The 26,671-nt window shown below is 44.9% G+C and carries 22 protein-coding genes; 11 read left to right on the plus strand and 11 right to left on the minus strand.

Annotated elements, in window-relative coordinates; genetic code table 11:
* Positions 1 to 59: 59 nt before the first annotated feature.
* The 3 genes from NB504_RS16110 to NB504_RS16120 all read left to right on the plus strand — a co-directional run bounded on the left by NB504_RS16110 (position 60) and on the right by NB504_RS16120 (position 5,548).
* Positions 60 to 2,864, plus strand: a complete 2,805-nt coding sequence (locus NB504_RS16110) for a BamA/TamA family outer membrane protein (RefSeq protein WP_258429299.1) — start codon at positions 60 to 62, stop codon at positions 2,862 to 2,864.
* A 354-nt stretch (positions 2,865 to 3,218) separates the two neighbouring features.
* Positions 3,219 to 4,559 carry a cytochrome ubiquinol oxidase subunit I gene (locus tag NB504_RS16115; protein WP_258429300.1) on the plus strand — a complete coding sequence of 447 codons (1,341 nt, stop codon included), beginning with the start codon at positions 3,219 to 3,221 and terminating at the stop codon, positions 4,557 to 4,559.
* The gene (locus NB504_RS16120) at positions 4,556 to 5,548 is read left to right on the plus strand and encodes a cytochrome d ubiquinol oxidase subunit II (RefSeq protein ID WP_017042970.1); all 993 of its coding nucleotides are present in this window, start codon (positions 4,556 to 4,558) and stop codon (positions 5,546 to 5,548) included. The genes NB504_RS16115 and NB504_RS16120 overlap by 4 nt, the downstream gene beginning before the upstream one ends.
* A gap of 63 nt (positions 5,549 to 5,611) precedes the next feature.
* On the opposite strand, the gene NB504_RS16125 is transcribed toward NB504_RS16120, so the two are convergent.
* Positions 5,612 to 7,243 (minus strand): methyl-accepting chemotaxis protein, encoded by a 1,632-nt coding sequence (locus NB504_RS16125; RefSeq protein ID WP_258429301.1) that lies wholly within the window; start codon positions 7,241 to 7,243, stop codon positions 5,612 to 5,614.
* A gap of 463 nt (positions 7,244 to 7,706) precedes the next feature.
* Between NB504_RS16125 and NB504_RS16130 the strand changes: the two genes are divergently transcribed.
* Positions 7,707 to 8,474: a potassium channel family protein gene (locus NB504_RS16130; protein ID WP_019282399.1), complete on the plus strand. Its 768-nt coding sequence runs from the start codon at positions 7,707 to 7,709 to the stop codon at positions 8,472 to 8,474.
* A 46-nt stretch (positions 8,475 to 8,520) separates the two neighbouring features.
* Here the strand turns inward: NB504_RS16130 and NB504_RS16135 are convergent, their stop codons facing one another.
* From NB504_RS16135 to NB504_RS16145, 3 genes are all read right to left on the minus strand, one after another.
* The gene (locus tag NB504_RS16135; protein ID WP_258429302.1) at positions 8,521 to 9,915 is read right to left on the minus strand and encodes an EAL domain-containing protein; all 1,395 of its coding nucleotides are present in this window, start codon (positions 9,913 to 9,915) and stop codon (positions 8,521 to 8,523) included.
* Positions 9,916 to 10,174: 259 nt separating this feature from the next.
* Positions 10,175 to 11,095, minus strand: a complete 921-nt coding sequence (locus tag NB504_RS16140; protein ID WP_258429303.1) for an aminoimidazole riboside kinase — start codon at positions 11,093 to 11,095, stop codon at positions 10,175 to 10,177.
* Between the two features lie 84 nt (positions 11,096 to 11,179).
* Positions 11,180 to 12,619, minus strand: coding sequence for a sucrose-specific PTS transporter subunit IIBC (locus tag NB504_RS16145; protein WP_258429305.1), 1,440 nt, complete (start codon positions 12,617 to 12,619; stop codon positions 11,180 to 11,182).
* 273 nt (positions 12,620 to 12,892) lie between these two features.
* Between NB504_RS16145 and NB504_RS16150 the strand changes: the two genes are divergently transcribed.
* The 4 genes from NB504_RS16150 (at position 12,893) to NB504_RS16165 (ending at position 18,222) form a co-directional block, all read left to right on the plus strand.
* Positions 12,893 to 13,879: a LacI family DNA-binding transcriptional regulator gene (locus tag NB504_RS16150; RefSeq protein ID WP_010319758.1), complete on the plus strand. Its 987-nt coding sequence runs from the start codon at positions 12,893 to 12,895 to the stop codon at positions 13,877 to 13,879.
* Between the two features lie 118 nt (positions 13,880 to 13,997).
* Positions 13,998 to 15,677: a glycoside hydrolase family 32 protein gene (locus NB504_RS16155; RefSeq protein ID WP_258429306.1), complete on the plus strand. Its 1,680-nt coding sequence runs from the start codon at positions 13,998 to 14,000 to the stop codon at positions 15,675 to 15,677.
* Positions 15,678 to 15,926: 249 nt separating this feature from the next.
* Positions 15,927 to 17,465: a methyl-accepting chemotaxis protein gene (locus tag NB504_RS16160; RefSeq protein ID WP_013856727.1), complete on the plus strand. Its 1,539-nt coding sequence runs from the start codon at positions 15,927 to 15,929 to the stop codon at positions 17,463 to 17,465.
* Positions 17,466 to 17,490: 25 nt separating this feature from the next.
* Entirely contained in the window at positions 17,491 to 18,222 is a 732-nt protein-coding gene (locus NB504_RS16165) for a transporter substrate-binding domain-containing protein (protein ID WP_013856728.1), read from the plus strand.
* Positions 18,223 to 18,314: 92 nt separating this feature from the next.
* On the opposite strand, the gene NB504_RS16170 is transcribed toward NB504_RS16165, so the two are convergent.
* The 7 genes from NB504_RS16170 to NB504_RS16200 all read right to left on the minus strand — a co-directional run bounded on the left by NB504_RS16170 (position 18,315) and on the right by NB504_RS16200 (position 23,937).
* Positions 18,315 to 19,298, minus strand: coding sequence for a rhodanese-related sulfurtransferase (locus NB504_RS16170; RefSeq protein ID WP_258429307.1), 984 nt, complete (start codon positions 19,296 to 19,298; stop codon positions 18,315 to 18,317).
* Positions 19,299 to 19,388: 90 nt separating this feature from the next.
* Positions 19,389 to 20,171, minus strand: a complete 783-nt coding sequence (locus NB504_RS16175) for a heme ABC transporter ATP-binding protein (protein ID WP_010319753.1) — start codon at positions 20,169 to 20,171, stop codon at positions 19,389 to 19,391.
* Positions 20,168 to 21,112, minus strand: coding sequence for an iron ABC transporter permease (locus NB504_RS16180; protein WP_232471681.1), 945 nt, complete (start codon positions 21,110 to 21,112; stop codon positions 20,168 to 20,170). The genes NB504_RS16175 and NB504_RS16180 overlap by 4 nt, the downstream gene beginning before the upstream one ends.
* Positions 21,113 to 21,212: 100 nt before the next feature.
* Positions 21,213 to 22,061, minus strand: a complete 849-nt coding sequence (locus NB504_RS16185; RefSeq protein ID WP_258429308.1) for a hemin ABC transporter substrate-binding protein — start codon at positions 22,059 to 22,061, stop codon at positions 21,213 to 21,215.
* A 51-nt stretch (positions 22,062 to 22,112) separates the two neighbouring features.
* Complete coding sequence (locus NB504_RS16190) at positions 22,113 to 22,523, minus strand: biopolymer transporter ExbD (RefSeq protein ID WP_258429309.1); 411 nt, start codon at positions 22,521 to 22,523, stop codon at positions 22,113 to 22,115.
* Complete coding sequence (locus tag NB504_RS16195) at positions 22,520 to 23,227, minus strand: MotA/TolQ/ExbB proton channel family protein (RefSeq protein WP_013856734.1); 708 nt, start codon at positions 23,225 to 23,227, stop codon at positions 22,520 to 22,522. Before NB504_RS16195 ends, NB504_RS16190 begins: the two co-directional genes overlap by 4 nt.
* On the minus strand, positions 23,227 to 23,937 hold the full coding sequence (locus tag NB504_RS16200) for an energy transducer TonB (RefSeq protein WP_208892639.1): 711 nt from the start codon (positions 23,935 to 23,937) through the stop codon (positions 23,227 to 23,229). The genes NB504_RS16195 and NB504_RS16200 overlap by 1 nt, the downstream gene beginning before the upstream one ends.
* A gap of 155 nt (positions 23,938 to 24,092) precedes the next feature.
* On the opposite strand from NB504_RS16200, the gene hutW reads away from it, so the two are divergent.
* From hutW to hutZ, 3 genes are read left to right on the plus strand one after another with little or no spacing between them, the layout of a single operon-like run.
* Entirely contained in the window at positions 24,093 to 25,493 is a 1,401-nt protein-coding gene (hutW, locus tag NB504_RS16205) for a heme anaerobic degradation radical SAM methyltransferase ChuW/HutW (protein WP_258429310.1), read from the plus strand.
* A 2-nt stretch (positions 25,494 to 25,495) separates the two neighbouring features.
* Positions 25,496 to 26,005: a heme utilization cystosolic carrier protein HutX gene (gene hutX, locus NB504_RS16210; RefSeq protein ID WP_258429311.1), complete on the plus strand. Its 510-nt coding sequence runs from the start codon at positions 25,496 to 25,498 to the stop codon at positions 26,003 to 26,005.
* A 54-nt stretch (positions 26,006 to 26,059) separates the two neighbouring features.
* Positions 26,060 to 26,590, plus strand: a complete 531-nt coding sequence (hutZ, locus tag NB504_RS16215) for a heme utilization protein HutZ (RefSeq protein WP_064625323.1) — start codon at positions 26,060 to 26,062, stop codon at positions 26,588 to 26,590.
* Positions 26,591 to 26,671 lie beyond the last annotated feature (81 nt).

The following is a 26,671-nucleotide window of genomic DNA, read 5'->3' on the forward strand; positions in this document are numbered from 1 at the left end:
CCTTTTCTCATTCCACGTACAATCGCCACACTTAATTATTGAAAAGGGTTGTTGTAACGATGTCAGCAAAATTTGTACTCTCACCCATTATGGGTTTGATGGTTTGTTTGGGTATGCATACACCAACAGTATTGGCTGAGTCAGTCGCTTGGGATCAAGCTGGTCAGCAATGGCAGACTCAACAATCGCAACATTTTATCGTGCACTTTCGCAGTGAATTGGCCCAGTACGCGGCGCGTTCGTTAGATATTGCCGAGAAAGTGCATCAAGACCTTGCCAGTCAATTCTCAAAGATGCCAGCTGAAAAAACGCACCTAACGCTGGTGGATGACTACGACTATTCCAACGGTTGGGCAACGCCGCTGCCTTATGCTCAAATTCGCTTGATCTTAAATCCTCCCAGCGATGTCAATGGATTGGAAGGCAATGATGAATGGTTGCATATGCTCATCCGCCATGAATACACTCACATTGTTCATATGGAATTAAATGAGCGCGCGGTCACTGGAGCTCGACGTATTTTTGGCCGCCACACACTGCTTTTCCCGCATGCAATGACACCCTCGATGCTGTTAGAAGGGTTAGCGGTTTACATGGAAAGCCAAAATGAACAAGGTTATGGACGTTTGCACAATAGCCATTTTGCGATGCAAATGCGCATGGAAGTGGCGAGCGGACAACTAGCTGATCTCAACCAAATCGTGGTAGCGAATAAACGTTTACCGCTTGGCAGTAATTACCTCTACGGCGCGTATTTTATTGATTATTTAGCCAAAACGTATGGCGAAGACGCACTCCAACATTTTTTAAGCGATTACAGTGGCTACCTAATTCCGGGCGTTTTCTTAAACCGAAGCGCTCAACGTGCTTTTGGTAAAGACTTTTTTGCGCTTTGGCAAGAGTTCCGTGCCGATCTAATCACGCAGTTTTCAGATCAAATTGTGCAAAGTAAGGAACAGCCTTCGGAGGCTCAATCTCTCGATAGCCAGCCGTTTGAATATCTATTAGCCAATGGTGGATCAGAGCAATTACTGGCTTGGCGTCGTGATGGGGTTGATCGAGCAAATTTAGCGATGTGGGATAGTAAGCAAAATCAATGGCAGCGTTTATTGACTACAAAAAGCTTAACTAGCCTCGATGTTCATCCCCAGCAAGGTATCGTCGCGTCACAAGTGAATAGTTATCTTGATGGACGAGTGTTGAATGATCTTTATCGCTACGTTGATGGGCAGTGGCAGCGTTTAACCGAGCAACAGCGCTTTACCCAAGTACGTTGGAGCCGAGATGGGCAAAGTGTTTTCGCTACCCGTCATGAACAAGGGTTGCCTGAGTTATGGCAGGTGACGCTGGATGGACAACAAACCCGCCTATGGCAAGGCACATATGGTTGGGTCATTGGTGATATGGCGCTGTCTCCGACAGGTGACATTTATGCTTCCGTGAAGCAGCCGTCTAGCGCGTGGAATATCATGCGTTTTGTCGCCAAAGAGCAGCGCTGGTTGGCTGTGACTGAAACATCATTAACTGAGCATCAATTGAGTTTTACCCAAGAGGGAGAGCTGCTGTTCAGCGCCGATTACACGGGGCGTTATCAGATCTACCGAATGGACTTAACCAGTCTGCAGCTAGAGCAATTGACCAATGAAATTGGTGGTGCTTTTTCTCCGCAATGGAATCAATCGCAAGGGCTTATCTACCAAGCTTATGAGCATGATGGTTACCATTTGCGCCACATTCCGGCGGTGACGGCTTTCAATGAGGCTCCGCTGTCTTCCTTTGCCAAGGTGACATCCGTTGCTTCGACGCCGATATCTCAGGCCGAAAAAAGTGACACTACCGACTACTCACCGTTGTCGACTTTAACGCCACGTTATTGGGTTCCCGTTTGGCAAGGGGATGATAACCAATCATTACTTGGTTTCTCGACCAGTGGTTCAGATGTGTTAGGGCGACATCAATATGAGATACAAGCGGCTTGGGATACAAAAAACGCGTTGGCGGCGTACCAATTGGGGTATCAATATGACAACCGTTGGCAAGCGATGCTCAGCCGAGAGCATGAGTTTAAGTTAAACCCATTGACCAATAAAGACGATCGCATTGTCCGCCAAGATGACTTAACGTTACAACGTAATTATTTATGGCATGGCCTCGATGATAACTTAATGTTTGGTATCGGAACTTATTGGCAGAAAGAGTCACTGATCAAAGCGCCTCAAGGTACGCGCTATACTCAAGCCAGTGATGAGTGGCTAGCAGGGGCTGCGCTGCAATGGGATAACCGTGAAGGCTTATTGAATGTTCCCGGCTATGCGTGGGGTCATTACGCTGATTTGGTATGGGAGTCCAATGTTGGCGGTGATTACTCTGGACAAAAATGGCAGGCGCAATGGCAAGCACATTGGGACCTCCCGGGGAGCTTCAACCTTACCACTCATCTTGCGGCAGGTTATGCGGACTCAAAAGCCAAACCGTTTGAGCTGGGCAGCTACGAAGGTGACAGCGCGCAGCTCTATGGCCGCCAGCAGATAGCGTTGCGTGGCTACAGCTCTGCGGCTCAAGTAGGGCAAGCTTACGCGACACAAAGTGTTGAACTAAGCCGCTTATTGTATCGCGCTGAACGAAACTGGAATTTGTGGCCAATTGGCTTGGGGGATATTTCAGGTTCTGTATTTGTCGACTCAGGATCAAGCTGGAACGATAACCAAAACTACCAAGCCTTGACGGGGATTGGTGCTGAAGTGCAGATCGATACCATCGTACTTTATGGCGGCACGTTACCAGTACGGATTGGTTACGCTCATGGATTAGACAGTAAATTAGGCAAAGATGAAGTCTATATCAAGCTAACGGCTCAGTTTTAACCGTTTGTTGAGGAGTAAAGGGTTGCATCAAATGCGACCCTTTTTGCGTTGCAAACCGAAGCAAGGCTTACTGCTTACTCAAACCTAACGCTTGTTATGGGGCACGGTTATTTTTTGTCATAATTCTTCCGTAATTTGATACATCTTTTTCCTCGGTCTTACAGCTGATGATTGGTACAACTCATTGGCTGCACTGCTGTGGATTTTCATTTTCATTAATCGATGAGAAGGCTTAGTTAATTTAAGTAAGAAAATCCTCAGGCAGTGAACTTAATTAGGTCGATCAACGTAATTAACAATTAAGTAAATTGTTGTTATTTGATTGCCTAGTATTTTTTGATTGAGGAAAGAGTGATGTTAGAGACCCTCATGTTGTCGCGGATCCAGTTTGCCGCCAATATCAGTTTTCATATTTTATTTCCAACCATTACGATTGCGCTTGCATGGGTGATGGTGTTTTTTAAGTGGCGTTTTGTACGAACGCAAGCTCAGTTGTGGTTGGACTTATATTATTTCTGGGTCAAGATATTTGCTCTGACTTTTGCGCTCGGTGTTGTTTCTGGTATCACGATGAGTTTTCAATTTGGGACTAACTGGCCAGGATTTATGGAGAGAGTCGGTAACGTCGCTGGGCCATTGTTAGGCTACGAAGTGATGACGGCTTTCTTTATGGAGGCGACCTTCCTTGGCGTGATGCTTTTTGGGCGTGGAAGAGTACCTGAATGGGTGCATACCTTAGCAACCGTGCTGGTGGCGATAGGCACATCACTCTCTGCTTTTTGGATTTTAGTTTTAAATAGTTGGATGCATACACCTGCTGGTTATGAAGTGATTGAAGGCATTGTTCATGTCACCAGTTGGAAGGAGGTTATTTTTAATCCTTCTATGCCGTATCGGCTTGTACATATGTTGCTGGCTTCTTTACTCACCGCAAGTTTTGTCATTGCAGGGATCTCTGCTTACCAATTTTTGCGTAATGCGCAACTGGAAGCAGCGAAAGTGGGCCTTAGAGTCGGCATTATTCTCGCGGCCATTGCTATACCAATACAAATTTTTGTTGGCGATTTACACGGTTTAAATACGTTAAAACACCAACCCGCTAAAATTGCCGCGATGGAAGGGGTGTGGGATACGGAGCAAGGAGCACCGTTACTCTTGTTCGCTTGGCCTGATGAAGTCACGCGTAGCAATCACTTTGAACTCGGTATTCCTAAATTAGCCAGCTTGATACTCACACATGACCTCGACGGTGAAATTGTGGGTTTAAATCAATTTGCACCGGACCATCCCCCAGTTAAGCCACTGTTCTTTGGCTTTCGAATTATGGTCGGAATTGGCGTGCTGATGCTGCTAGTAAGCTGGTTTGGTGCATGGTGTTTAGTTCGTAAAAAAACCTTACCCAAGTTCTATCTTTATACCGTTGTCGCGATGACGTTTTCAGGATGGGTAGCCACATTAGCAGGGTGGTATGTTACTGAAATTGGCCGTCAACCATGGCTTGTTAGTGGTGTATTGCGTACTTCTGATGCGGTCACTGCGATTGGAAGTGGTTCTGTTGTGCTGTCATTAGTGATGTATTTAACCATTTATGCCGTATTGCTAGTTGCTTATATCCATACACTGTTTTATTTAGCAAGGCAGTTCTCCACAGGCATAACGATTCAACCGATTGACGAGCAAAAGGCACCATTATGATCTCTTATCTACCGGAAATTTATCTTTTACTGCTTGGTTTTAGTGTTTTCATGTATGCGGTACTTGATGGTTATGATTTAGGTGTCGGTATTTTATTACCCCAAAATAATGAGCAACAGCGCGATAGAATGATCGCCTCAATTGGTCCTTTCTGGGATGCCAATGAAACATGGCTAGTGCTAGGCGTTGGTATTTTATTGATTGCGTTTCCAAGTGCACATAGCTTGATTTTGACAGAGCTGTATTTGCCCACCGCACTGATGCTGATCGCATTGATTATGCGTGGTGTAGCGTTTGATTTCCGTGCAAAAGCGAAAGCGGATCATAAAGACCACTGGGACTTGTGTTTTAAAACCGGTTCTTTACTTGCCGCATTAACCCAAGGTTACATGATTGGACGGTATGTGATGAGCTTTGAGGAGTCGATGCAGGCTTATGGCTTTGCACTACTCAGTTCGCTGTGCGTGACGGCCGCTTATGTTTATATCGGTGGTGCTTGGCTGGTGTTAAAGACCGAAGGCGCGTTACAAATTCGAGCGGCGCGCTGGTCACGCCGCGCGGGTTGGTTGGCCGCGCTGGGTATTTTCTCAGTCAGTATTGTTAACCCGCTATTTAATCCACTGGTCGCGGAACGTTGGTTTAGCTTCCCTGAAATGCTGTTATTAGCTCCTGTTCCGCTGGTGGTGTTAGTCACGATTTTTATGGTTGACCGCTATTTAAAAAGAGTGCCTGTAGTGAATGATATGGGCGTTCAATGGCCATTTTTTGGCGTGATGCTAATTTTTGCATTAAGCTTTCTTGGATTAGCCTATAGCTTTTTCCCTGATGTCGTCCCCGGGATAATGACGGCTCAAGAATCAGCCGCCTCTACGGCTAGCTTATTGGTAGTGGGCATTGGTGTCGTGATTGTGATGCCGATGATCTTGCTGTACACCTTTGTGGTTTACCGAATCTTTAAAGGTAAAGCGACAGATTTAAGCTATAAATAGCAAGAGAATGGATACTATAACGGCCTCAAAAGAGGCCGTTATTTTTAAACCCACGATATGAGGCTAGACTTGGAAGCGACGTACCGTATTTTGTAGCATTGCTGCCAACTGACTCAGCTCTGCACACGCTTGAGCGGCGCTGGAAGAACCTTGTGCAACTTGCTTGGCTGATTCACTAATGCGTTCGATATTGCGGCTGAGCTCTTCGCTAACCGAATCTTGCTCTCCGCACGCACTGGCGATTTGAATGGTCATATCAGCAATATGCGCGCTTTGATTACTAATGTGGTCAATCGCGATTTGAGTTTGGCCACTTTGCTCCACACATTGTCCCATAAGTACACTGCTTTGTGACGTCGCTTCACGAGCACGCAGTGCACATGTTTGTAGGCTTTGGATAATATTGACGATGTCGCCCGTCGATTGCTGAGTTTTGCCAGCTAAAGCACGGACTTCATCAGCCACAACCGCAAAACCACGCCCTTGTTCACCAGCACGCGCCGCTTCAATTGCTGCGTTAAGTGCAAGCAAATTGGTTTGGTCGGCGATGTTGCTTATCACGTCAACGACAACGTTAATTTGCTGTGCTTGCTGCTCAAGTTCTAATACGCGTTGTTCTGCTTGATCAATTTCTTGAGTCACAAGAGAGATAGCATTGGCGACGGAATCCATCTGTTTTGATCCAAGGATGGATTGTTGGTTACTTTCACGAGCGGCGTCAGAAGCGACTTCTGTGCTTCGTGCCACTTCTGCAACCGTTGATTTCATTTGCGTCATGGCCGTAGCAATGTGCATCACCTCGACCTGTTGCTCTTGCATGCCCTGTGATGTCTGTTCAGAGACGGCGCTAACTTCATCGACAGCATGAGATAGTTGAGTCGCTCCGGCGATGATCTCTTCCACCATTGAGCGTAAATTCTCTTGCATACTTGAACACGCATCGGCCAATTCACCTAGCTCATCTTGTCCAATATGCTGACGTGCTAATCGATGGCTTAAATTACCTCCAGCAATGGCGTTCGCTTGCTGTACAACCAACTGTAGTGGCTGGCAGATTAAGCGAGAAAGCAATAGTGTAATGAACACCATAAATGCCATCAGCGCAACAATGCTGCCTGTGGAAAATGAGGTGATAGCTTGAATAAGCGTCATCAGTTCAGAGCGGTTTTTGACAACAAAGGTTTGGTTTAAATTGAGAAGATCATCAACCGCACTCTCTAGGCGTTCAAACGTGACCAAAGAAGCTGAAATATCCCCCTGAGCTTTTACGATATTTTGATTGAGGATATCGTCATTAAAAGAGCCAAGCGCAGCCAAGTAGTCACGCCAGAGGTTTTTAACTGGCATAAAAATCGAACGCTCGTGATCGGTCCAAACCGCACGCTCATAGGTGGCTAGTGCACTATCAATTTCCTCATACCGTTCTTGCATCCAACGAATATCTTCCGTAATTTCGGCTTGATCGGTTGCGGAAAGCAAACTGATTTGAGCACGTCGCACAGAAGCCATATTGTATTTGACGTTATTGACCATCATCATTGATGGAAGTGTGTCATCCGTTAGATTGAGTAGGTCATCTTGTATTTCGTTCAATGAACGATATAGGTAATAACCGAAGGCGATGTTGACTAACGCGATAATAGTAAAGGCAAGCGCAATTTTTTTGCGAATGGCTAAATCTTTTAAAAAAGACATGGTAATAAGTGACCTCGGAGTAAAACAACGGAGTTATACCTGTCCCACTTGCAGCATTGCTGTATTGATCACGTTCATTGACGCCAATTCCATCATTTTATTGATGTTTTTTCGGCCTCACTTACTGGTCATCGACAGCATCCTAAGTGGCTTGGGTATCGGGTCACGTCCATATGAAAATAGAGAGATATCCATAAAGTTGTGCATCGTATCACAATTGAAACTTGACTCCTATGGTGTTTTTGAGATTTTTGTGAGTGAGATATTGGGTGTGAAGAGCTTAGAATAACGCTCAAGACGGTTATTTTAAGCTCTGTTAAGGTCACAATTCTTTACATCTCAACCACCTAGTTTATAGTGATTTCCATTTTGAATTGGGTGCTAATTGGGTAACGAAAGGGATGGTTGTACTGTTCACTTAGTACTTTTGGCGTTAAGGTAAACGGAAAAAGGTATTTGAATCATGAAATTAAAAACACGTTTACAGCTACTGTCTGCGATCGAACATAAAACTGAAATTCCGATGCTGCTGCTATCGGTAGTGTATGTGATCGTCGCTTTACTACCAGATATTGCACCTTTACAGCCCGAAGAGCTTGATTTTCTGGAGCATCTGCTTTGGATTATTTGGGCATTGTTTGCAACGGAGTTACTGGTTAAGGTCTTACTCAGCCCACATCCAGTGCGTTACATGGTAAAAAACTGGCCTGACGTGTTGATTGTGGCCATGCCATTCCTACGTCCGCTCCGTTTTTTACGCATTTTACTGATCTTGCCAAGAGCATGGCGTCAAACAAAGGCGGTACTGAGACAAAAAACGCTCAGTTTTATTGGGCTAACCAGCTTATCGACAGTGCTTCTTTCCGCGGCTTTTGTCTATTTGGTCGAAAAAGGAACGGATAGCCCAATCAATGATTTTTCTGATGCGATTTGGTGGGCAATGACTACGATTACTACAGTAGGATATGGTGATATGTACCCGGTTACACCGTTTGGTCGTGGTGTTGCGGTCTTTTTAATGCTTACGGGCATAACACTTTTTGGTTTATTGACGGCCAGTGTTGCGTCTTTCTTCATTGAAGATGATGAACAATCAGTGGCGAATCATAGCCAGCATCACAATAAACAACTCAATCAAGTATTAAAACAACTGTCTGCTCATCAGCCAGTTCGAAAACGTTTTCATTTAGCTCGCTACCGTGCTCAGTTGGCTTCTCGTCATAAGAAATAACCACTGAAGTTCTAGTTATCACCGCATTGGAATGCCAGAGATTGATCTAGGTGGTTTTAAGCAGAGTGATAAACTCACTGAGCGGCATAGGTTTATAAAAGAAATAGCCTTGTAAATAGTCAATTTCTCTTTCGTTCAAAAAATCAATTTGATCTTGGGTTTCCACACCTTCGGCGATGGTTTTTAACCCAAGTCGCTTAGCCAAATCGACTAAGTTTTCAACAATGTGGCTAGAGATCGCATCACTACCGATCATGGTAATAAAGCTTCTGTCGATTTTTAAAATGTCAAATTTGAACTCTTGCAAATAGTTCAAACTAGAGTGACCCGTACCAAAATCATCAATTGCTAGCAACACACCTATTTTATCCAATGACTGGAAGAGCTTTTTTGCTTCATCACTATCAATAACCAACTCTCTCTCAGTGAGCTCTAACGTTAAAATATGCTTACGATTGTCGAAGGTTTCAATAAAGTGTTTGCAATCATCAAACAAATTGGAAGCTACGCAGTGCTTGGCTGAAATATTAAATCCAATACTGAAATGCTCTGGAAATTGTGACTGGTGTAATGAAAGTTCATGCTCTACTTGGGACATTAACTGAGTCGTAATAGGAATGATTAGCCCAGATTCCTCCGCTAAGGGAATAAAAAGATCGGGCCTCACTAATCCATGAACAGGATGTTGCCAGCGGGCAAGCACTTCGATATGGCAGAGCTGACCACTACCATCAACAATCGGTTGTACATACGGAATGAACTCGTTGGATTGAATAGCGCGTTTCACTTCTCCTTGCATTGACGAAGCTTGGCCGAGTTTCCAATAAGCAAAGCCGCCTAAACCAATACTCATAAGAATAACTAACATCGTGCTGGTTTGTTTGGTGTTTTTAAAATAAAGCCAATAGTCGTCCAATGTCAGCTTAGCTGAAAAGGTATAAGGGTATTGAGAGGATATGAGGCTCAGTGTTGTTTGAACCTGCTGATCCGATACCCTCCCTTCACTATTTAATTTATGTTCACCAACTCCAAAATAGAGAATTCCATAATCTTTTAACAGAGTAATAGTGTTGGTTAGATAGTAGCCATTGACCCCCGTTATTACTGAACCTTTGGAGTATTGGCGATGAAAAGTGAGCACGGGCATTAATGGGGTTAGCCGATTACCATCAGATAAATAGAGTTCATGTGCCGTATAATGCTGAGTGCGGTAAAAAGTTTCGCCGTGTAATGAATTACAATAAACGTTTGAATCTTGTGCCAAGTTTAATGTGCGTATATCGGGAGTGGTGGCAACAAGCTCTCGTAAATATGGAAATACCTCTTTGCATTCCATCTGTAGGTAATATGACGCACGTTCGTTAGCGACTTCAGCATTTCGAATGACCCGATTAAACTGAATTTCACCTACTTTGAGTTTATCTTTAATATAATTGTTCAAATCAGTTTGTGTTTGCCAAGCGATAATTGGACTAGCAATAATAATAGGCAGCAAGCAATATAAAAAGCTAACTACCCATCGTTTAGATCGTTCATGTTTTACTAATCTTTGCATTAAGTCTGGTGGTTGTTTGCGTGTTGATGCCATAAGTGTAGCAAATAGATTTAGAAAACCATCAGTTTACATTGATTTACATCACAAAATTGTCTCTAGCTATTTTGTTTTTCTATCCATTGTGGCTTACGGCAGCATTATCATTTTAGCCAATCCATTGATCAAGCATGTGTTTATCTGGTAGCGCTGTCATTGCCCCTTTTTGGGTGGTGGCTAATGCTCCGCAGCCATTAGCCCATTGCACTGCGTTTATGATATTACCCTTAGTAAACCACTCTTTATGTAATGACAACTGGCACAGCAATCCACCGACAAAAGCATCTCCGGCACCTGTTGTATCGATAGGTTTTACGGCTTTTCCCGTAATCATTGTTTGCATCTCTGCTGTGATTACCAGCGCTCCTTTTGCACCTTGAGTAATGACAATCAGCGGAATGTTCAATTCTTTCACTGAGATTAATCCCTGCTCAAGGCTAGGGCGCTGCGTGAGCAAGAGCAGTTCGTCATCGGAAAACTTAACCACATCCGCCATTGCCACCACGCTCATCACCACTGGGATCATCTCTTCGGGGTTAGGCCAGACCTCTTCTCGTAGATTGGGATCAAAACTGACAAATCCCCCGTTGGCTTTGATGCGTTTAATCGCTTCAATGGTAGTGCTGCGACTCGGTTCACTGGCCAGTGCAATGGAGCAACAATGCAGCCATTCGCCCGCTAAAAAGGTGGGAATATCTGAACATTGGATGAATTGATCCGCGCTCGGTTTCACCATAAAGGTAAAACTGCGTTCGCCGTGCGAGTCTAAATCGACCACGACGGTTGATGTTCTTTGTTGACCATCCAACTGCAAATATCGGGTGTCCACTTTCTCTTCGGTTAATGTGGATTGCATAAAGCGCCCCATAGGGTCATTACCCACACGGCCAAAAAAGGCGCTATTACCCCCCAATTTTGCGATGGCAACAGCCACATTCGCCGGAGCACCGCCCGGACATTTTAGATAGTGTGCTTCACCATCAGGAATTAAGTCGACGACCGCGTCGCCTGTCACCCAAACTCGATTCATTTTTTCTTCCAATATCCGTGTTATTCGCTGAAGAAATAAGCCCACTCACATCGAGCGGGCTTAGGAGCATAACAGCCTTGGGGGTTACGCTGTTGCTTGTTTATCAAGCTTTGCGCGCTCTTTGGCACCCAAAACAAGTGTTAAGGTAAAGGCAATGACAAAAGAAATCAGCATACCAATCATGTAGTAGCTGATTTTCTCTGGGTTAATGGAAATCACTCCTGGAAGCCCAGCCGCGCCTAACGCTTGTGCTTTGACATTAAACAAGGTGATGAATGCACTGGCACAAGCTGAACCGATGATCGCAGCAATAAATGGGTAGCGAAGTTTCAGGTTTACACCGAACATTGCGGGTTCGGTAATGCCCAGAAGGGCGGTCACACCTGATGGAATCGCAATGCCTTTTAATTTGATATCTTTGGTGTTCATACCAACCGCTAAAGCTGCTGCACCTTGTGCGACGTTTGACATGGCCGCAATAGGAAAAATAAACGTACCGCCAGTAATGACGATGTCAGCCAATAGTTGTGTTTCGATAGCAATAAAGCTGTGGTGCATGCCAGTAATCACAAACGGTGCGTAGATAAAGCCAAACAGTGCACCACCAATGAAGCCAGCAGAATCGTATAGCCAGTTCAGCCCATCACCCAATAGAAAGCCGATATCGCGGGTAATCGGGCCTACCAGTGTGAAGGTTAAAAAGCCTGCAATGAAAATCGAGAGCATAGGCGTCAGTAAATTATCCAGTACAGAAGGGATAATTTTGCGCAGGCCATTTTCGATTTTTGCAAGAATAAAGGCGGAGACTAAAACGGGTAAGACAGAGCCTTGATAGCCGACTTTCTGGATCTCAAAGCCAAAAATATTCCAAGTAGGGATGGTGCCTGCGACAGACGCGCCGCCAAATCCCCAACCATTAAGCAGGTCTGGGTGAACCATCAGCATACCTAATGCAGCGCCAAGGAATGGGTTGCCGCCGAATTTTTTAGAAGCAGAAAATGCCAACAAAACAGGAAGATAAACAAAAGGGGCGTTAGCGAAGGTGTTGATCATGCTGGCAAGATCAGCCAAGCCCGGGTTGGCATCAATCAGTGACTGCCCTTCGATAAAAAGCCCAGTGGCTGTCAGTACATTGAACAACCCCATCAATAAACCGCCAGCAACGATGGCCGGGATAATAGGGACAAAAATGTCCGACAACCCTTTAACGGCGCGCTGCACTAGGTTCTGCTTTTGTGCTCCCGCGCTTGCAACATCATTGGTTGACATTTCAGCAAGGCCGGTCAGCTTGGCCATTTCCGCATAAACTTGGTTAACGATACCGGAGCCAAAAATAATTTGATATTGGCCAGCGACTTTGAATTGTCCTTTGACACCTTCAAGTGAATCAATGGCTTGTTCATCAACCAATGCGTCATCTTTTAGCGCTAATCTTAAACGTGTTGCACAGTGAGCAAGGGCTTGGATATTTTCTCTGCCACCTAATTGCTCTAATAATTGTTTTGCTATGACTGGATAGTTCATAACCCACCCCGGTTGTTGTTTGGTATCCAGATGACTTGATCTCTTTAAGATAAGCATGGTGGATAAAATTAAAATAAGTATTTTTGGGAACGTTTGCAGAATGGATTTTTGATGAATAATTCAAAGTAGTCAAAAGCCAACCATTGATTCTGTGAATTAGATCAGTAAAAGAGAGATCGATAATTCTACAAACAGCGTTAGAATCACACTATTCGATCGTTTGCCGCGCTGAGTTTTGCAAACAATCCCAAAACAGAATGAGTAAGGTTATGTATGTCGAGTTTGCACGATGTCGCTAAGCTGGCCGGAGTTTCTAAATCGACGGTTTCACGCGTTGTAAATGATGAGTATGGTGTTAAAGAGTCTACAAAAATCAAAGTGTTAAAGGCAATTTCCGAATGCGGCTATATGGTCAACCAAGTCGCTAAAGATCTCAAATCACAAAAAACCAATTTAATTGGAGTCATCGTTCCGCGAGTCTCTTCGCATGCGACAGCACAAGGCGTTGATGGTTTAAGTGCCATATTTGAACAAGCGGGCAAACACGTGTTGCTTGCCAATACTCATCAAGATCACGCTAAAGAATTGGAATATATTCAAATATTTAATCAAAAGAGGGTCGAAGGCATTGTACTTTACGCCACACACCTTGATATGCCATTAGTGAAAGCAATCCAACAATCTAATGTCCCGGTGGTATTGGTTGGGCAAGATGGCTCACTGCACGATATCCCAAGTATTGTTCATGATGATCTTCGCGTTGGATTCGAAGCGGGTAAACGGTTGATAGCAAAAGGTTGTCAACACATTGGTTTTATTGGTGTTCAGAGCGATGATGTAGCGGTGGATTGCTTGCGTTCTCAAGGGTTAGAGCAAGCACTGGGTATCAACAATTTAACCCTGTTGTTTCATGTGCGTGGTGATTTTTCGATTGAATCTGGTTACTTACAAGCTAAAACATTAATCACGCAATACCCACAATTAGATGGTCTTTTTTGCGCAACCGATAGAATTGCGGTTGGAGCGGTGAAAGCACTGCAAGAGTCTGGAGTTCAGGTTGGATCGCAAATAAAAGTATTAGGAGTTGGCAATGATGAGCTCGCATTTGTCAGTAACCCAAGCTTATCAACATTCAACTATGCCTTTGATAAAGCAGGTGAAAATGCAGCCAAGATGTTGCTTGAACGTATTGCTGGTCGTGGGCAGGAGATGAGTAAAGTCGTGTTAACATTCCAAAATATCGAACGTGAAACCGGCTAAGGCTGAAGGTGCTTGCTGAGGGGAAGCCCGCATAATTGAGGGCAATATTTCACCAATGCTTGCAAGCAGGCTTATTTTTTTATATTTTGCAATCGTTCCCAAAAATTGAGTGTAAGTCATGTCATTAGAAACAGTGCCAGTAGAAAAAATGTCATTTGAAGATATGGTGAGATTAGTTGGCGGCCCGGCCAATATTCAGCGAGTACTCGCACCAAGAGGCGAAATCGTTATTGCGCTGCGAGATCCAGCTTTAGTCAATGTTTTGCCGAGTCATATGCGCTTGCGAGAAGTGCTCGGTGAATGGCAGCTTTCATTTTTGATTCAACAAGATAGCATCAATGAATATGCCGATGAACTGATCAACAGTTTAGGCCGAATGATTGATTCTCAGTTGCGGCTTAATGCGTACGCCTATTCCTCGCCAAACGATTGTCCATTTCGTCCTACTTGGCATATTTCTCCGCCGCAAGGGCTGCTCAATGATCCAAACGGTTTCATTTATCACCAAGGAAAATATCATCTTTTTTATCAGTGGTATCCTTATGGGTGTGAGCACAAGGATAAATATTGGGTACAACTGACGAGTACTGATCTTATTCACTGGCAATGGCAAGGTATTGCACTGACTCCATCAGATTGGTACGACAGCCATGGGGTTTTTTCTGGTCATGCTTTAAGTCACAACGATGAGTTGATGCTCTTCTATACTGGCAATGTTCGGTTAGGTGACCAGCGATTGCGTCAAACAACGCAATGTTTAGCTGTGTCGCAAGATGGTCTCCGTTTTGAAAAACGTGGCCCAGTGATCCGTAATTTGCCAACGGGTGTCACGGAACACATTCGCGACCCTAAAATAGTGCGCCACCGAGGCAAATGGCTCATGTTGCTTGGCGCGCAAACAACGCAGTTGCAAGGTCGGCTGGCGATTTACCATTCACATGATCTTAAAGAGTGGCATTTCGATGGTCTATTTGGTGAAGAAATCGCACCGCTAGGTTACATGTGGGAATGCCCTGATATGTTTGAAATTGCGGGCCAAAGTTATTTTGTTTTTGGCCCTCAAGGGATTATTTCAGATAACGTGAACCACACAGTTGTCCATCAAAATCGTATTGCAAAAGTCTTATGGGATGAAAATGATCATCCTCACTTTTGTCATCTGCAACCACTGGATCACGGCTTTGATTTTTATGCCCCTCAAACAATGCAAACGGCAGACGGGCGGCGCGTCTTGTGTGCATGGATGGGGCTGCCTGACGAAATTAATCATCCTAGTTGTGACAACGGCTGGCTGCATCAACTTACGGCACTGCGAGAGTTGAGTCTTGAGAATGGTCAAATTATTCAAAGGCCTATAAGGGAGCTAGAGCAGTTATGCCACCACCCGTTAAGTTTGGAGTTGAGCGATAAATGCACCATTCTCAACACCAAAAGTTTTGAAATGTGCATCACTTTGCCTTGGGGGGCAAGCTTACGTTTGTTTGAAAAAGATGAGCAATACGTTGAATTGAGTTTAGATGCCCAGCAAAAAGTATTACGCTTTGATCGTTCCCATACTTTGATACGTCAAGGTGATGTGATTCGTGAATTGGCCTTAGAGTGTGAACAGGTTGAGCTGCAGATTCTCGCGGATAATTCTTCATTAGAAGTGTTCATCAACGGCGGAAAAGCTGTGATGACTGCAAGAGTGTTTACTGAACAAGAGGCGACAGGAGTATCACTATTAAATGCGTTGACCACGGCCAAATACTCTTCTATCCAGCCCGTTAGCGCTTCTTCATTCGCTACTCAATTCTAAATTAAGCCGAAAGTAAACTTTCGGCTTAAAAAATAATAGCCTTTTTCTTTCTTGGTCTATCCTTAAGTAAAAGATAAGTGAGATCAACATGATCGGTATGAGTTCAGACAATAGCAGAGATGATATTGACCTCTCTTCTGGTCTGCATTGTCCTATTCATTAAACACAAGAGTCAGATGGTTATCATGCGGTGCGATGAAGCCAACGCACAGTGCTTAACTCATACCATTGATTAAGGCGAAATGAAGTATGTGGAAAAGTGTCAAAGTGATCTTTGTTACCCAAGTTGTTCTGGCAGTGTCCATTGTGTTGGGCATTTCTAGTTACATTGATTACCAGTCAAAGAAAGCGGAGCTACAGCATAGCCTAGATACATCAATCTTGAATGCAAAAGAGCGTTTGAGCTACAGCCTACCTAAAGCAATTTGGGATTTTGATTTACATGCCGCCAAACTCACTATTTCAGCAGAGTTAAATAACCCAGACATACAAGCGGTTAGAGTGAAAGATGCGGGTGGTACACCGCTTCTTTTCCTGAGTACATCACCCGACTCTCAAGATGTGAAAGAGATGGAGCCCAATGAGGGGAAACAATACGAATCCATGCTCTCTTCGGTGCAAAAGCTCACCTTTGTTGAGTATGAAAAGGAAAATGAAGTTGGTCAGGTAGAGCTTTTCTATAACACAGATAGGCTAGAAAAAACCTTGTTACAAAGTCTGCAATATAGCCTGATTGAGTTGCTGATTTTAGATAGCGTAATGATTGTATTCCTAATTTTGGCGTTAACGAAAACCGTCCTTCGCCCGCTCAACGATTTAACAGAGCGAGTGGCCGATCTTGCAACCGGTGAAGGAGATTTAAGTCGTATCATTCCAGAACCCAAATATAGAGAGTTTTCGCAGATCATCCGCAGTATTAATCATTTTACGGAGTCGCTAAGGGAGATAGTTGTACAAGTAACGAATGCTTCTGTGCAGTTAAAAGACACCGCAGAGATGAGTGGTCAGGTTGCCATGAGAAATGCACAGCAAATTGATCAACAAAAACACAGTTTATCGACCGTCGCTGCCGCTTCCACACAGATGAGTCAGTCGGTAGCTACAGTGGCCGAAACTGCTAATGACGCCGCAAGGCAAGCAAGTGAGGCTTCTCAATTGGTCGATAATGTTTACCACTCAATAGAACGCTCTGCTGCCGAGATTGTAAACATGCGTTCCGAAATGGGTTCGGTCAACGCGGAGATGCATAAGCTGCTTGATGAAGGGCGAAAAATATCCACGGTGGTCGGGGTGATTAATGACATTTCCGAGCAAACCAACTTGCTGGCACTGAACGCTGCTATTGAAGCGGCACGCGCAGGTGAGCATGGTCGTGGTTTTGCAGTAGTGGCTGACGAAGTGCGCAACCTTTCGACCAAAACTAGCCAATCCACCGAACAGATCCAAACCAATATTCGCTCACTTAGCAGTGCAACAGAATCGGTTGAGCAAGAAATTATTCGCATCTCTAATTTGTTAGAAAGCACCGCTAAGCGAGTATCAGAGTCACAACATTCTGTTGAGCAGGTGAAAAATACTATCTCTGAAATTTCTGAAAGAAATGGCGAGATTTCGCATGCTACAGAAGAGCAAAAACAAGCCATTGATGAAGTTAGTCAGGCGATTGTTGAAGCATCAGAGGCCACTAATGAGCTGTCGAGTAGTGGTCAAGATAATGCTCAGAGAACGAAAGAAGTTCTTCAACTGAGCTCAAACATTAAAACTCATATGCGTAAGTTCAAAACATAAGTTCCACCTTCAAGGAGAAGAAAGTATGAAGCGTCTGTTGATCTTTATTTTCAGTATGATGATGGCCTTACCGAGTAGCTTTGCTGCTACTATTACGGCTGCGCAAGATCCATGGCCACCGTTTATTTCACCGGATAAAAGCATGCCGGGGCTATCGGTAGAAATCGCTGTTGCGGCTATGAAAACACAGGGCTATGACGTCAATTTTCAAATCATGCCTTGGTCACGAGCATTAGATGAGGTGAGTAAAGGCAGAATTGATCTGTTGCCCGCAACTTGGTATACGCAGGAGAGAACGGCTTATTTACTTTACAGTGATTCATATTTAGAGAATGAACTGAGCTTTATTAAAAGAGCAGGCGATGCTTTCGAATTTTCAGGTTTAAATAGTTTGAGTGGCAAACAAGTTGGCATCGTTAGGGGCTATGGTTATGGGGATGACTTTTTATCCGCCACTAATTTCAACAAACCAGACGCTAATGATCTCACGACTAACTTGAAGAAACTGCAAGCCAAACGAATCGATCTTACCCTTGAAGATAAGTTGGTTGCGTTATCGACCATGAAAGAGGCGGGCTTAAATAGCAGTGATTTTCAGTTTACCACTGCATCTTTGTCTAAAAATCCTTTACATGTTACCTCAGGTAAAGCAAACCCTAATGCGCAGAAATATATTGATGCGTATAACAAAGGGTTAGCCACGATTAAAGCTGACGGAACATTTGATGCCATTTTAGCGAAATACGGTATTCAGTGATTTTTTTTAAAAAAAGGCCGCAGTTTTAACGCTGCGGCCTTTTTCTATTCCAATAGGATTTGAATCCTTTGAAGTAAGCATTGGGGTAAATATTAGCGCTTCGAGCCGCGCTGCTCAGCTTTGCGTGCTAATTTTTGCGCACGCTTTTGCTCGATCAGTGATGCGGTATCACCGCCAATGTGTGCTTCTCCACGCTGTTTTGCGAGCTGAACTTGTTTTTCTCGCTCACGGAAACGGGCCAGTTGTTCCGCAGAGTGAGTACCGAAGCAGGATGGGCAACTGACGCCTTGCTCGTAGACTTCGCTCTGTTTGTCTTCATCGGTAATCGGCAAACGGCAAGCGTTACATACATCGTAGTGACTCTCTTTTAAAGCGTGCCCTACAGCCACTCTGCCATCAAACACATAGCAGTCACCTTGCCATAAGCTCTCTTCTTGCGGCACTTCTTCTAAGTATTTCAAAATGCCACCTTCGAGATGGTACACCTCATCGAACCCTTGCCCTTTTAAATAAGCCGTGGATTTTTCACAGCGAATCCCGCCAGTACAAAACATCGCGACTTTTTTGTGTTTCTCTGGTGCGAGGTTCTTCTTCACATAATCAGGAAACTCACGAAAGGTTTCAGTGTGTGGGTTAAGCGCATTTTTGAAGGTGCCGATTTGGATTTCATAATCATTACGGGTATCGACAACCAGCACATCAGGGTCTGAAATTAGCGCATTCCAGTTTTCTGGTTTCACGTAAGTGCCCACAACGTGACGAGGGTCAATGCCTTCAACGCCCATAGTGACAATCTCTTTTTTTAGCTTCACTTTGGTACGGTTAAATGGCTGCTCTGAGGCTTGTGATTCTTTGTAAACCGTGCCTTTCAAGTTCGGTTCAGCATCAAGCCAAGCCAGTAGCACATCTATCCCTTTGCGTGTTGATGCCACAGTGCCGTTAATTCCTTCACTGGCTAATAATAGCGTGCCACGAATTTGGTTTTCCTCCATTAGTTCAAGAAGCGGTGCTTGCAGCTCTTGGTAGTGATTGAGTTCAACAAACTTATAGAGTGCACAGACGACGTACTGACTCATGGGGTACCTTTTAAAAAACGATATGAAGAATTGGGGCGCATTATAGCGAAGGGACGCGCCCACAAATACGGACAATTATTAAGGACAATATTAGATGGGGTAGACCATTGGGAAATCCATGGTTGGATGCGCGGCGACAAGTGACGAGTAGCCATACACCTGCTCAATTCTTTCTGCATTGAGCGCTTCCCAAGGTGGGGCATCGCAAACCAGTTTGCCATTGTGCAGCATCACCATACGATCTGCATATTGAGCCGCAAGGTTGAGATCGTGCAGCACGACGACAACAGCGCACTGCTCTTGGCGTGCTAATGAACGTGCAATGCGCAGTGTATTGTGCTGGTGAGCCAGATCTAACGCTGACGTTGGTTCATCCAGCATCAGGATTTTTTTGTCACCGGAGTGGTGAAGTTGAGTTAATACCCGCGCCAGATGTAAACGTTGTTTTTCACCACCCGATAAAGCCGGGTAGAGATTGTTCGCTCTATCGCTGATATCGGTTTGTTGCATGTAGTGTAGCGCCACTTCACTGACTTGTTGGTGGCTTAAATTTAATGGCAGTGCGCCTAATTCCACCACTTCTTGAGCGATAAAAGGAAAGCTCAACGTACTTTGCTGCGGAAGAATAGCCAAGTGCTTTGCTAACTCATTCGGTTGCCACAGTGCTTGCGGAACACCGAAGTAAGCCATTTTGCCTGTTGATGAGATTTCACCGCTGAGTATTTTCAGCAAGGTACTTTTTCCAGCACCATTGGGGCCAAGTAACGCTGTGACTTGACCTGAAAAAATCTCAATATCAATCTTATCCAAAATGGTTCGATGGCCAAATTTAACCGATATATTACTGGCTTGGATCGCTGCCGTTGTACTCAAAATACTTTGCCTTTTTGTTGAAACAGAAGATAAAGGAAGAAAGGTGCACCCACCAGCGCAGTCACAATCCCGACAGGCAGCTCCGCAGGTGCCACTGCTATACGGGCAAACATATCGGCGACAGTGAGTAAGAGTGCACCAAGTAAAGCCGAAATGGGGATCAAACTACGGTGATCGGGGCCAACCAGCATCCGGCCTAGATGAGGGATGACCAAACCGATAAAACCAATCATACCCACCGCGCTGACGGTCACTCCAACGCCGAGTGCGCTGAGTAAAATCATTGAACGTTTAAGCCGTTGCACAGAAATGCCTAGATGACGCGCTTCAGACTCGCCAAGTAATAGTGCGTTGAGCGCCATCGCTTGACGGGAGAAACAGACGAGCAGCAGCAGTAAGGTCACAGCGCACAAGAGAATATTTTGCCAGTTTGCACCCGCCAGTGATCCCATTGACCACAATGAGAGATCGCGTAGCATTTGATCGTCTGCAACATAATTCAAATAGCCAATACCCGCCCCCGATAGCGCGCTGATGGCGACGCCTGCGAGTAGCATGATGGTGACGGAAGTACCAAATTTACTGGTGCCTAATCGATAAACCAACAAGGTAGTCAATGCACCGCCTAAAAAGGCAAAAATAGGTACCACCGCAGCGCTCATCCACGGGTTGGAAAACAGCGCTAAATTGGCGAATAGCACAATCGCAAGTGCGGCTCCGAGGGCTGAACCTGCCGAAACACCGATAATGCCAGGCTCAGCTAATGGATTACGAAACAAGCCTTGCATCACCGTTCCGCACAGCGCCAAAATTGCGCCGACCAACAAGCAGAGCAGGGTACGCGGAAAGCGTATTTCGTGGATGACTAAATTGATGTGCGCGGCAATGTCATTGGAGTGCAGCACGAGACTTTTTATGCTGTCACTGAAGCTGATATTCATTGGACCAACGGTGACAGAATAAAGGCTCACTAAGATTACCAAAACTAACAGCGTTGCATTCACCACATTTTTTGAGAGATGACGTAACAAAATAAGCTCCTTAAGGATAGAGCAATGCGTTTAGACGTTGCGCTTCAGCCAAGCTTTTAAGGCCTAACCCGCCGACGAGAGCGTGGCCATCGATGGTGATGATCTGCTTATTTATCCCAGCCGGAGTTGCTACTAACGTCGGTATGGATTGCAAAATGGCGTCTGCTCCTCCGAGTTTTTCATAACTGCGGCCACTGACTAAAATCACGTCTGGTTGCATCTCAATTATCGCTTCCATCGACAGTGGTTTATAAGACGTCACTTGTTCAGCGGCTGGGTTAACCGCGCCAGCCAACTCAATAATGCTGTTTGGCGTGGTGTCACTGCCCGCCACGTTAGCTGCTCTTCCTTCGTGGATAAGAAGAAATAGCACCTTTTTCGGAGTCTTGTGGGTAGATTGATGGTGGATTAACGCCGCTATTGTGCTTTGAACTTGCTGTTTGAGCGCTTTAGCTTGAGGCTTTGCATCAGCGAGCGTCGCGATTTGGTCAATGCGTGCCAACAACCCCTGTGGTGTGGATTCATCATTCACCACCTCGACGTTAACGCCAGCGCCTTTAAGCTGTTGCAATGTGCTTTCTGGCCCCATTTCACTAGAACCAATCAATTGTGTTGGTGCTAAGGCTAATAATCCTTCTGCGGATAATTGGCGATGATAACCGATTTTTGGGAGAGCAAGATCGTTTGGAATTTCACTGGTGACATCGACCGCAACAAGTTTATCTTGTGCGCCTAACGCAACGAGGATTTCGGTCACCGCGCTGCCCGCACTGATAATCCGTTCTTGCGCGCAGAGCCAAGGTGAGAAGATGAAGAGCGTTATGGCAACAAGCCAATGAGAAAGAGATTTGTGTGTCATCGTGTTGTACTCATGAAAATCATACGGTTTTTAAAAGCGCGTATGAATAGGCTATTGGGGATGGTCGGTTAATAACTGAGTGGCAGCGATGCCATTGTCTTGCAAGAACGCCAGCAATTTAACCAACTGCTGCACTTCGGCGGTTTTGTCTGCGCCAATCACGATCGGGCGATCACTCGCTTTGCTTTGCTCTAACAACGCCAATGTGAAATTATTCCAATCGATATACTGTTTGCCATCGATAGCCCAGTAAGGTTCGTGCGCCAGAAGATTCACTGTGATTGACTGCTTGTTCACTTCACTCACGGTGGGTGAGTCGGTTGTTGGCAGTGAAACGTCTAATGACTCAAATTTAACCGCGGCTGTAAGCAGTAAAAACACCATGACAATAAAAATGATATCCAACAATGGCGTTAAATCTGGCATTAATGCGGATGGGTGAGAGTGCGGCGTTTTAATCATGATGCATTAACCACATCATTATCAGAGACGTCTTCATACTTAGCTACACGCTCTTGTTTGGTGGTGCAATCATGCTGTAAAGAAACACCTTCGAGCCATAAGTTGACATAATTTAGTGTGTGCTCAAGTTTTGCCATCACTCTGTCAGCCCATACGCCAAGCAATTGAGCGCCGGTAATTGCGGGAAGCGCGATCAGCAAACCTGCAGCCGTGGTTCGCATCGCAATGCCTAGGCCATCCGCAAGGTCGTTTGGCGTAATATTGCCAGAAGAGAGCGCCACCCCTTTGAACATTTCAATCAAACCTAACACAGTGCCAAGTAAGCCTAGCAGCGGGCTGATCACACCAATCAAAGATAAAATACGCAGTCCAGAATGCAGTTGATGACGCTTTTCTTGCAACCAAATGCCCGCCGCATCTTCACGTAATCCTTTAGAGAAATCGTGATGAGCAAGTAGCATGGCAACCCCTTTATAAAGCAATGGGCGCTTGCTGGAAAATTCACTGGCTAACGCCTCAATTTGCGCTGTATTGGTCGGTGATATTTGGTTGAGCGCACTACCGATCGCACCTTTTCCAACACCAAGGCTAAGCAGTACTTGGAAAAGCCGTTCAGTAATGATCATTGTCGCAAGTGCTGAGCAGACAAAAAGAGGCCAGGCCATCAGGCCAAGTTGTTGTTCTAGTTGAGTAAGTAGTTCCATTATCCTTCCAATTTAAAACGTACTGGGATTTGCACTCGGTGGGCTATTTTTTCACCGTTCACCACTTGAGGAGAGAATTTCCATTGTTTGATGGCATTAAGAGCCGATTCATCCAGCAGCGCCGCGCCCGACGAAGAGAGCAAAACCTGTTTGATTTGACGGCCGTTTTCGTCTAACCACACCTCATACATAGCGACCCCTTCAATTCCTCGTTTTTGTGCAAGCCTTGGATAAACAGGAGGGGCTGGGCGAGTAACAAAAGATGGCGCATCGACTAATTTCGGTTGATTAGTTGCGCCGCTGCTGCTTGGGGCGGCGGCGGTTTTCGGTGTCGATTCAGCGCTATTTTCATTCTCTGTAGAGGATGTCACAGCTTCCTTTACAGGAGTTTGCACTTGTGCTGATTTTGTCGGTATTTTAGGCACCGGTTTGTCTTTTACCGGTTTTGACAGGCTCTTTTTCTGCACCACTTTTTGCGGCTCTTTTTTTGCTGGTTTGGGTTTGTTGGCTCTCTTTTCTGGAGGTGGGGTTTTTGTTGCTTGCTCTTGTACTACCTGAGCTTGAGGTTGAGCCACAAAGTTAATCGACACTGAGGTGGATTGATTTCCCGCAGGCATGGCAAACACTTTTGATTCGTCATCAACAAACAAGATCGCCGCGTGAATCGCGAGAGATAGACTGCCAGCGACAAGATATCTAGTGAAATTCACGTTGTACTCCATATAAAAACAAAGTGTTCAGAGAGAGGATTATTACTTATCATTCAAATAAGATCAATTATCAATTGCATTATCATTTGCATCAAATTATGATTTTACGAATTAAAGAATGCGCGTAATAACCTCTCATTACGCCTAGGTTTTCTATGAATATTGTGATGAATTTAGATAAATATGATGAATCCGTTTTGGGGGCGAGAACAGACGACCCACTGCGTTTTGCTTTTGGTCAAAAACACTCCGCTCATGCGGGAGGAGTGGCGACTCCCATTGGTGCGGAGCAGCAACCTCGATTATGGCAACAATTAACGTCGCAGAGCAGTGAGCGCGCCAATAAACGCTGTTTATACATCCATATTCCCTTTTGCCGAGTACGCTGCACATTTTGTAACTTCTTTCAAAATGCCGCGAGTCGAAGTTTAGTCGATGATTACTTCTTAGCGTTGATGCTTGAGCTTGAGCAAAAATCCCAATTGGCTTGGACACAATCAGGTTTATTTCATGCGGTTTATATTGGTGGTGGTACACCGACCGATCTCTCAGCGCAACAAATACAGCAGTTAGGCCAGAGCATTCGTCGTCTATATCCATTATCAAATGATTGTGAAATCACTTTAGAAGGGCGTATTAACCGTTTCAGTGATGAAATGTTTGAGAGTGCGCTTGAAGGTGGGTTCAACCGTTTTTCATTTGGTATTCAAAGCTTTAATACTCAAGTTCGCCGCAGTGCAAAACGTCTTGATGATCGTGAAGTCGTGTTAGAGCGCATCACGAATTTGAGTGAAAGAGAAGAAGCACCCATTGTTCTCGACTTATTATATGGCTTGCCTTATCAAACCTTGGACGTTTTCGAGCAAGATTTGCATGACTTCGTCAGCACAGGGGCACAGGGTATCGATTTGTATCAGTTATTAGTTTCAGGTAGCGCACCAATATTGAATTTGGTTGAGAAAGGGAAAATACCCGCCCCTGCTACCACACCAGACAAAGCCAGCATGTACCAAATTGGCGTTCAATTTTTTGCCAAACACCATTTCAAGTCGCTGAGTGTCAACCATTGGGCGAAAGATAACCGAGAGCGCAGCCAATACAACAGCCTAGCAAAAACCTTTGCAGAGGTGTTGCCAGTAGGTTGCGGCGCAGGAGGTAATGTTGGTGGATACAGCATGATGCAGCATCGCAGTCTTGAAGCGTATATGGAAGCGATGAAACAGCAACAGCCTCCGCTCGCCATGATGATGAAACAACACGCACTAGAGCCTGTCTTTGCCGCGATTAAATCAGGCTTTGACCGGGGCGTGTTAGCGCGTAAAGCCTTACCCAATTTTATGGGATTGGATTGCTTTGACTACCTAACGCCGCTGCTTCAGCATTGGCAGCAGGCAGGTTTAGTTAAACTAGAAGAGGATTATCTAGTCTCCACTTTGGCGGGTGGATTTTGGGCCGTAAGTTTGGCGCAATCATGCATTAAAGTTTTACATAACGAATTTACGGAACGCACGGATTTAACACACAGTGATTCAACACTGATAGCAAACTGGAAATGAATATGGATTTACTTGAACAGAAAGTGGCCTCTTTATTAGAGCAACAACCGACCTTATTGCCGGCATCGATGGCGCAAGAGTTGAATGTGACTGAATTTGAAGTGGTGCAGGCATTGCCTGAAGAGATGGTTGCGATTGTTGATGGGGCTCAAGCTCAATCGCTGTTGGAATCACTAGCGGATTGGGGAATGGTCACAACGATTGTCCACTCTTTTGGCTCTATATTTGAAGTGAAAGCGCCTTTTCCAAAAGGGAAGTTGGCTCGTGGCTATTATAACTTGATGGGTAAAGAGGGCGAGTTACACGGCCACTTAAAATTGGAATCCATCCAGCACGTTGCTTTAGTCAGCAAGCCTTTTATGGGACGTGAAAGTCATTACTTTGGTTTCTTTAGTGAGCAAGGCGATAACATTTTTAAAATTTATCTAGGCCGAGATGAAAAACGTGAACTGATTGCAGAGCAAGTCGCACGTTTTAAAGCATTACAACAAGACGTCCATTCCAACCAATAATATTGATATAACGATAAGCCCTGAACACAGTGCGAAAGGGCCGAGGAGAAAGTCATGGATCAGCAGATCAAACAAGAGCGATTACAAGGACGATTGGAGCCTGAAATCCAAGAGTTTCGTCAAGAACGTCGTACATTGCAATTGGCTACGGTGGACGCGGAAGGCCGTCCGAATGTGAGCTACGCGCCATTTGTGCAAAACCAAGAAGGTTACTTTGTGCTGATTTCGCACATCGCTCGTCACGCGCGTAACTTGGAGGTGAACCCGCACGTCTCCTTGATGATGATTGCAGACGAAGGTTCATCAAAACAGATTTTTGCCCGTCAACGGTTGACGTTTGACGCCGTTGCGAGTGTTGTACCACGTGAAACGCCATTATGGCAGCAAGTCATTGGCCAAATGCAAGCTCGTTTTGGTGAGATCATTGACGGCTTAAGCCAGCTGCAAGACTTTGCTGTATTCCAATTGAAAGTAGAAAAAGGTCTTTATGTGAAAGGCTTTGGCCAGGCGTATCAAGTGTCTGGTGATGACATGGTTGATTTTGTGCACCTTGATGAAGGGCATAAGAAAATTTCCAACGCGTAATCTTAATCGCTCAAGATACATTGGACATTGGAAGAAAAGGCTAGTTATCTAGCCTTTTTTATTGAGGAGTTCATGGAACAA

Origin of the sequence: Vibrio sp. RM-69-4 (genome assembly GCF_024743775.1) — a bacterium.
Lineage (GTDB): Bacteria > Pseudomonadota > Gammaproteobacteria > Enterobacterales > Vibrionaceae > Vibrio > Vibrio anguillarum.

What these genes read in the sequence shown, in the direction of transcription:
- NB504_RS16170 (WP_258429307.1), bottom strand. Translation starts at nt 19,298, where the DNA reads ATGAGTCAGTACGTCGTCTGTGCACTCTATAAGTTTGTTGAACTCAAT.
- NB504_RS16180 (WP_232471681.1), bottom strand. Translation starts at nt 21,112, where the DNA reads ATGAATATCAGCTTCAGTGACAGCATAAAAAGTCTCGTGCTGCACTCC.
- NB504_RS16125 (WP_258429301.1), bottom strand. Translation starts at nt 7,243, where the DNA reads ATGTCTTTTTTAAAAGATTTAGCCATTCGCAAAAAAATTGCGCTTGCC.
- NB504_RS16165 (WP_013856728.1), top strand. Translation starts at nt 17,491, where the DNA reads ATGAAGCGTCTGTTGATCTTTATTTTCAGTATGATGATGGCCTTACCG.
- NB504_RS16130 (WP_019282399.1), top strand. Translation starts at nt 7,707, where the DNA reads ATGAAATTAAAAACACGTTTACAGCTACTGTCTGCGATCGAACATAAA.
- NB504_RS16110 (WP_258429299.1), top strand. Translation starts at nt 60, where the DNA reads ATGTCAGCAAAATTTGTACTCTCACCCATTATGGGTTTGATGGTTTGT.
- hutZ (WP_064625323.1), top strand. Translation starts at nt 26,060, where the DNA reads ATGGATCAGCAGATCAAACAAGAGCGATTACAAGGACGATTGGAGCCT.
- hutW (WP_258429310.1), top strand. Translation starts at nt 24,093, where the DNA reads ATGAATATTGTGATGAATTTAGATAAATATGATGAATCCGTTTTGGGG.
- NB504_RS16185 (WP_258429308.1), bottom strand. Translation starts at nt 22,061, where the DNA reads ATGACACACAAATCTCTTTCTCATTGGCTTGTTGCCATAACGCTCTTC.
- NB504_RS16190 (WP_258429309.1), bottom strand. Translation starts at nt 22,523, where the DNA reads ATGATTAAAACGCCGCACTCTCACCCATCCGCATTAATGCCAGATTTA.
- hutX (WP_258429311.1), top strand. Translation starts at nt 25,496, where the DNA reads ATGGATTTACTTGAACAGAAAGTGGCCTCTTTATTAGAGCAACAACCG.
- NB504_RS16115 (WP_258429300.1), top strand. Translation starts at nt 3,219, where the DNA reads ATGTTAGAGACCCTCATGTTGTCGCGGATCCAGTTTGCCGCCAATATC.
- NB504_RS16150 (WP_010319758.1), top strand. Translation starts at nt 12,893, where the DNA reads ATGTCGAGTTTGCACGATGTCGCTAAGCTGGCCGGAGTTTCTAAATCG.
- NB504_RS16120 (WP_017042970.1), top strand. Translation starts at nt 4,556, where the DNA reads ATGATCTCTTATCTACCGGAAATTTATCTTTTACTGCTTGGTTTTAGT.
- NB504_RS16195 (WP_013856734.1), bottom strand. Translation starts at nt 23,227, where the DNA reads ATGGAACTACTTACTCAACTAGAACAACAACTTGGCCTGATGGCCTGG.
- NB504_RS16160 (WP_013856727.1), top strand. Translation starts at nt 15,927, where the DNA reads ATGTGGAAAAGTGTCAAAGTGATCTTTGTTACCCAAGTTGTTCTGGCA.
- NB504_RS16140 (WP_258429303.1), bottom strand. Translation starts at nt 11,095, where the DNA reads ATGAATCGAGTTTGGGTGACAGGCGACGCGGTCGTCGACTTAATTCCT.
- NB504_RS16155 (WP_258429306.1), top strand. Translation starts at nt 13,998, where the DNA reads ATGTCATTAGAAACAGTGCCAGTAGAAAAAATGTCATTTGAAGATATG.
- NB504_RS16145 (WP_258429305.1), bottom strand. Translation starts at nt 12,619, where the DNA reads ATGAACTATCCAGTCATAGCAAAACAATTATTAGAGCAATTAGGTGGC.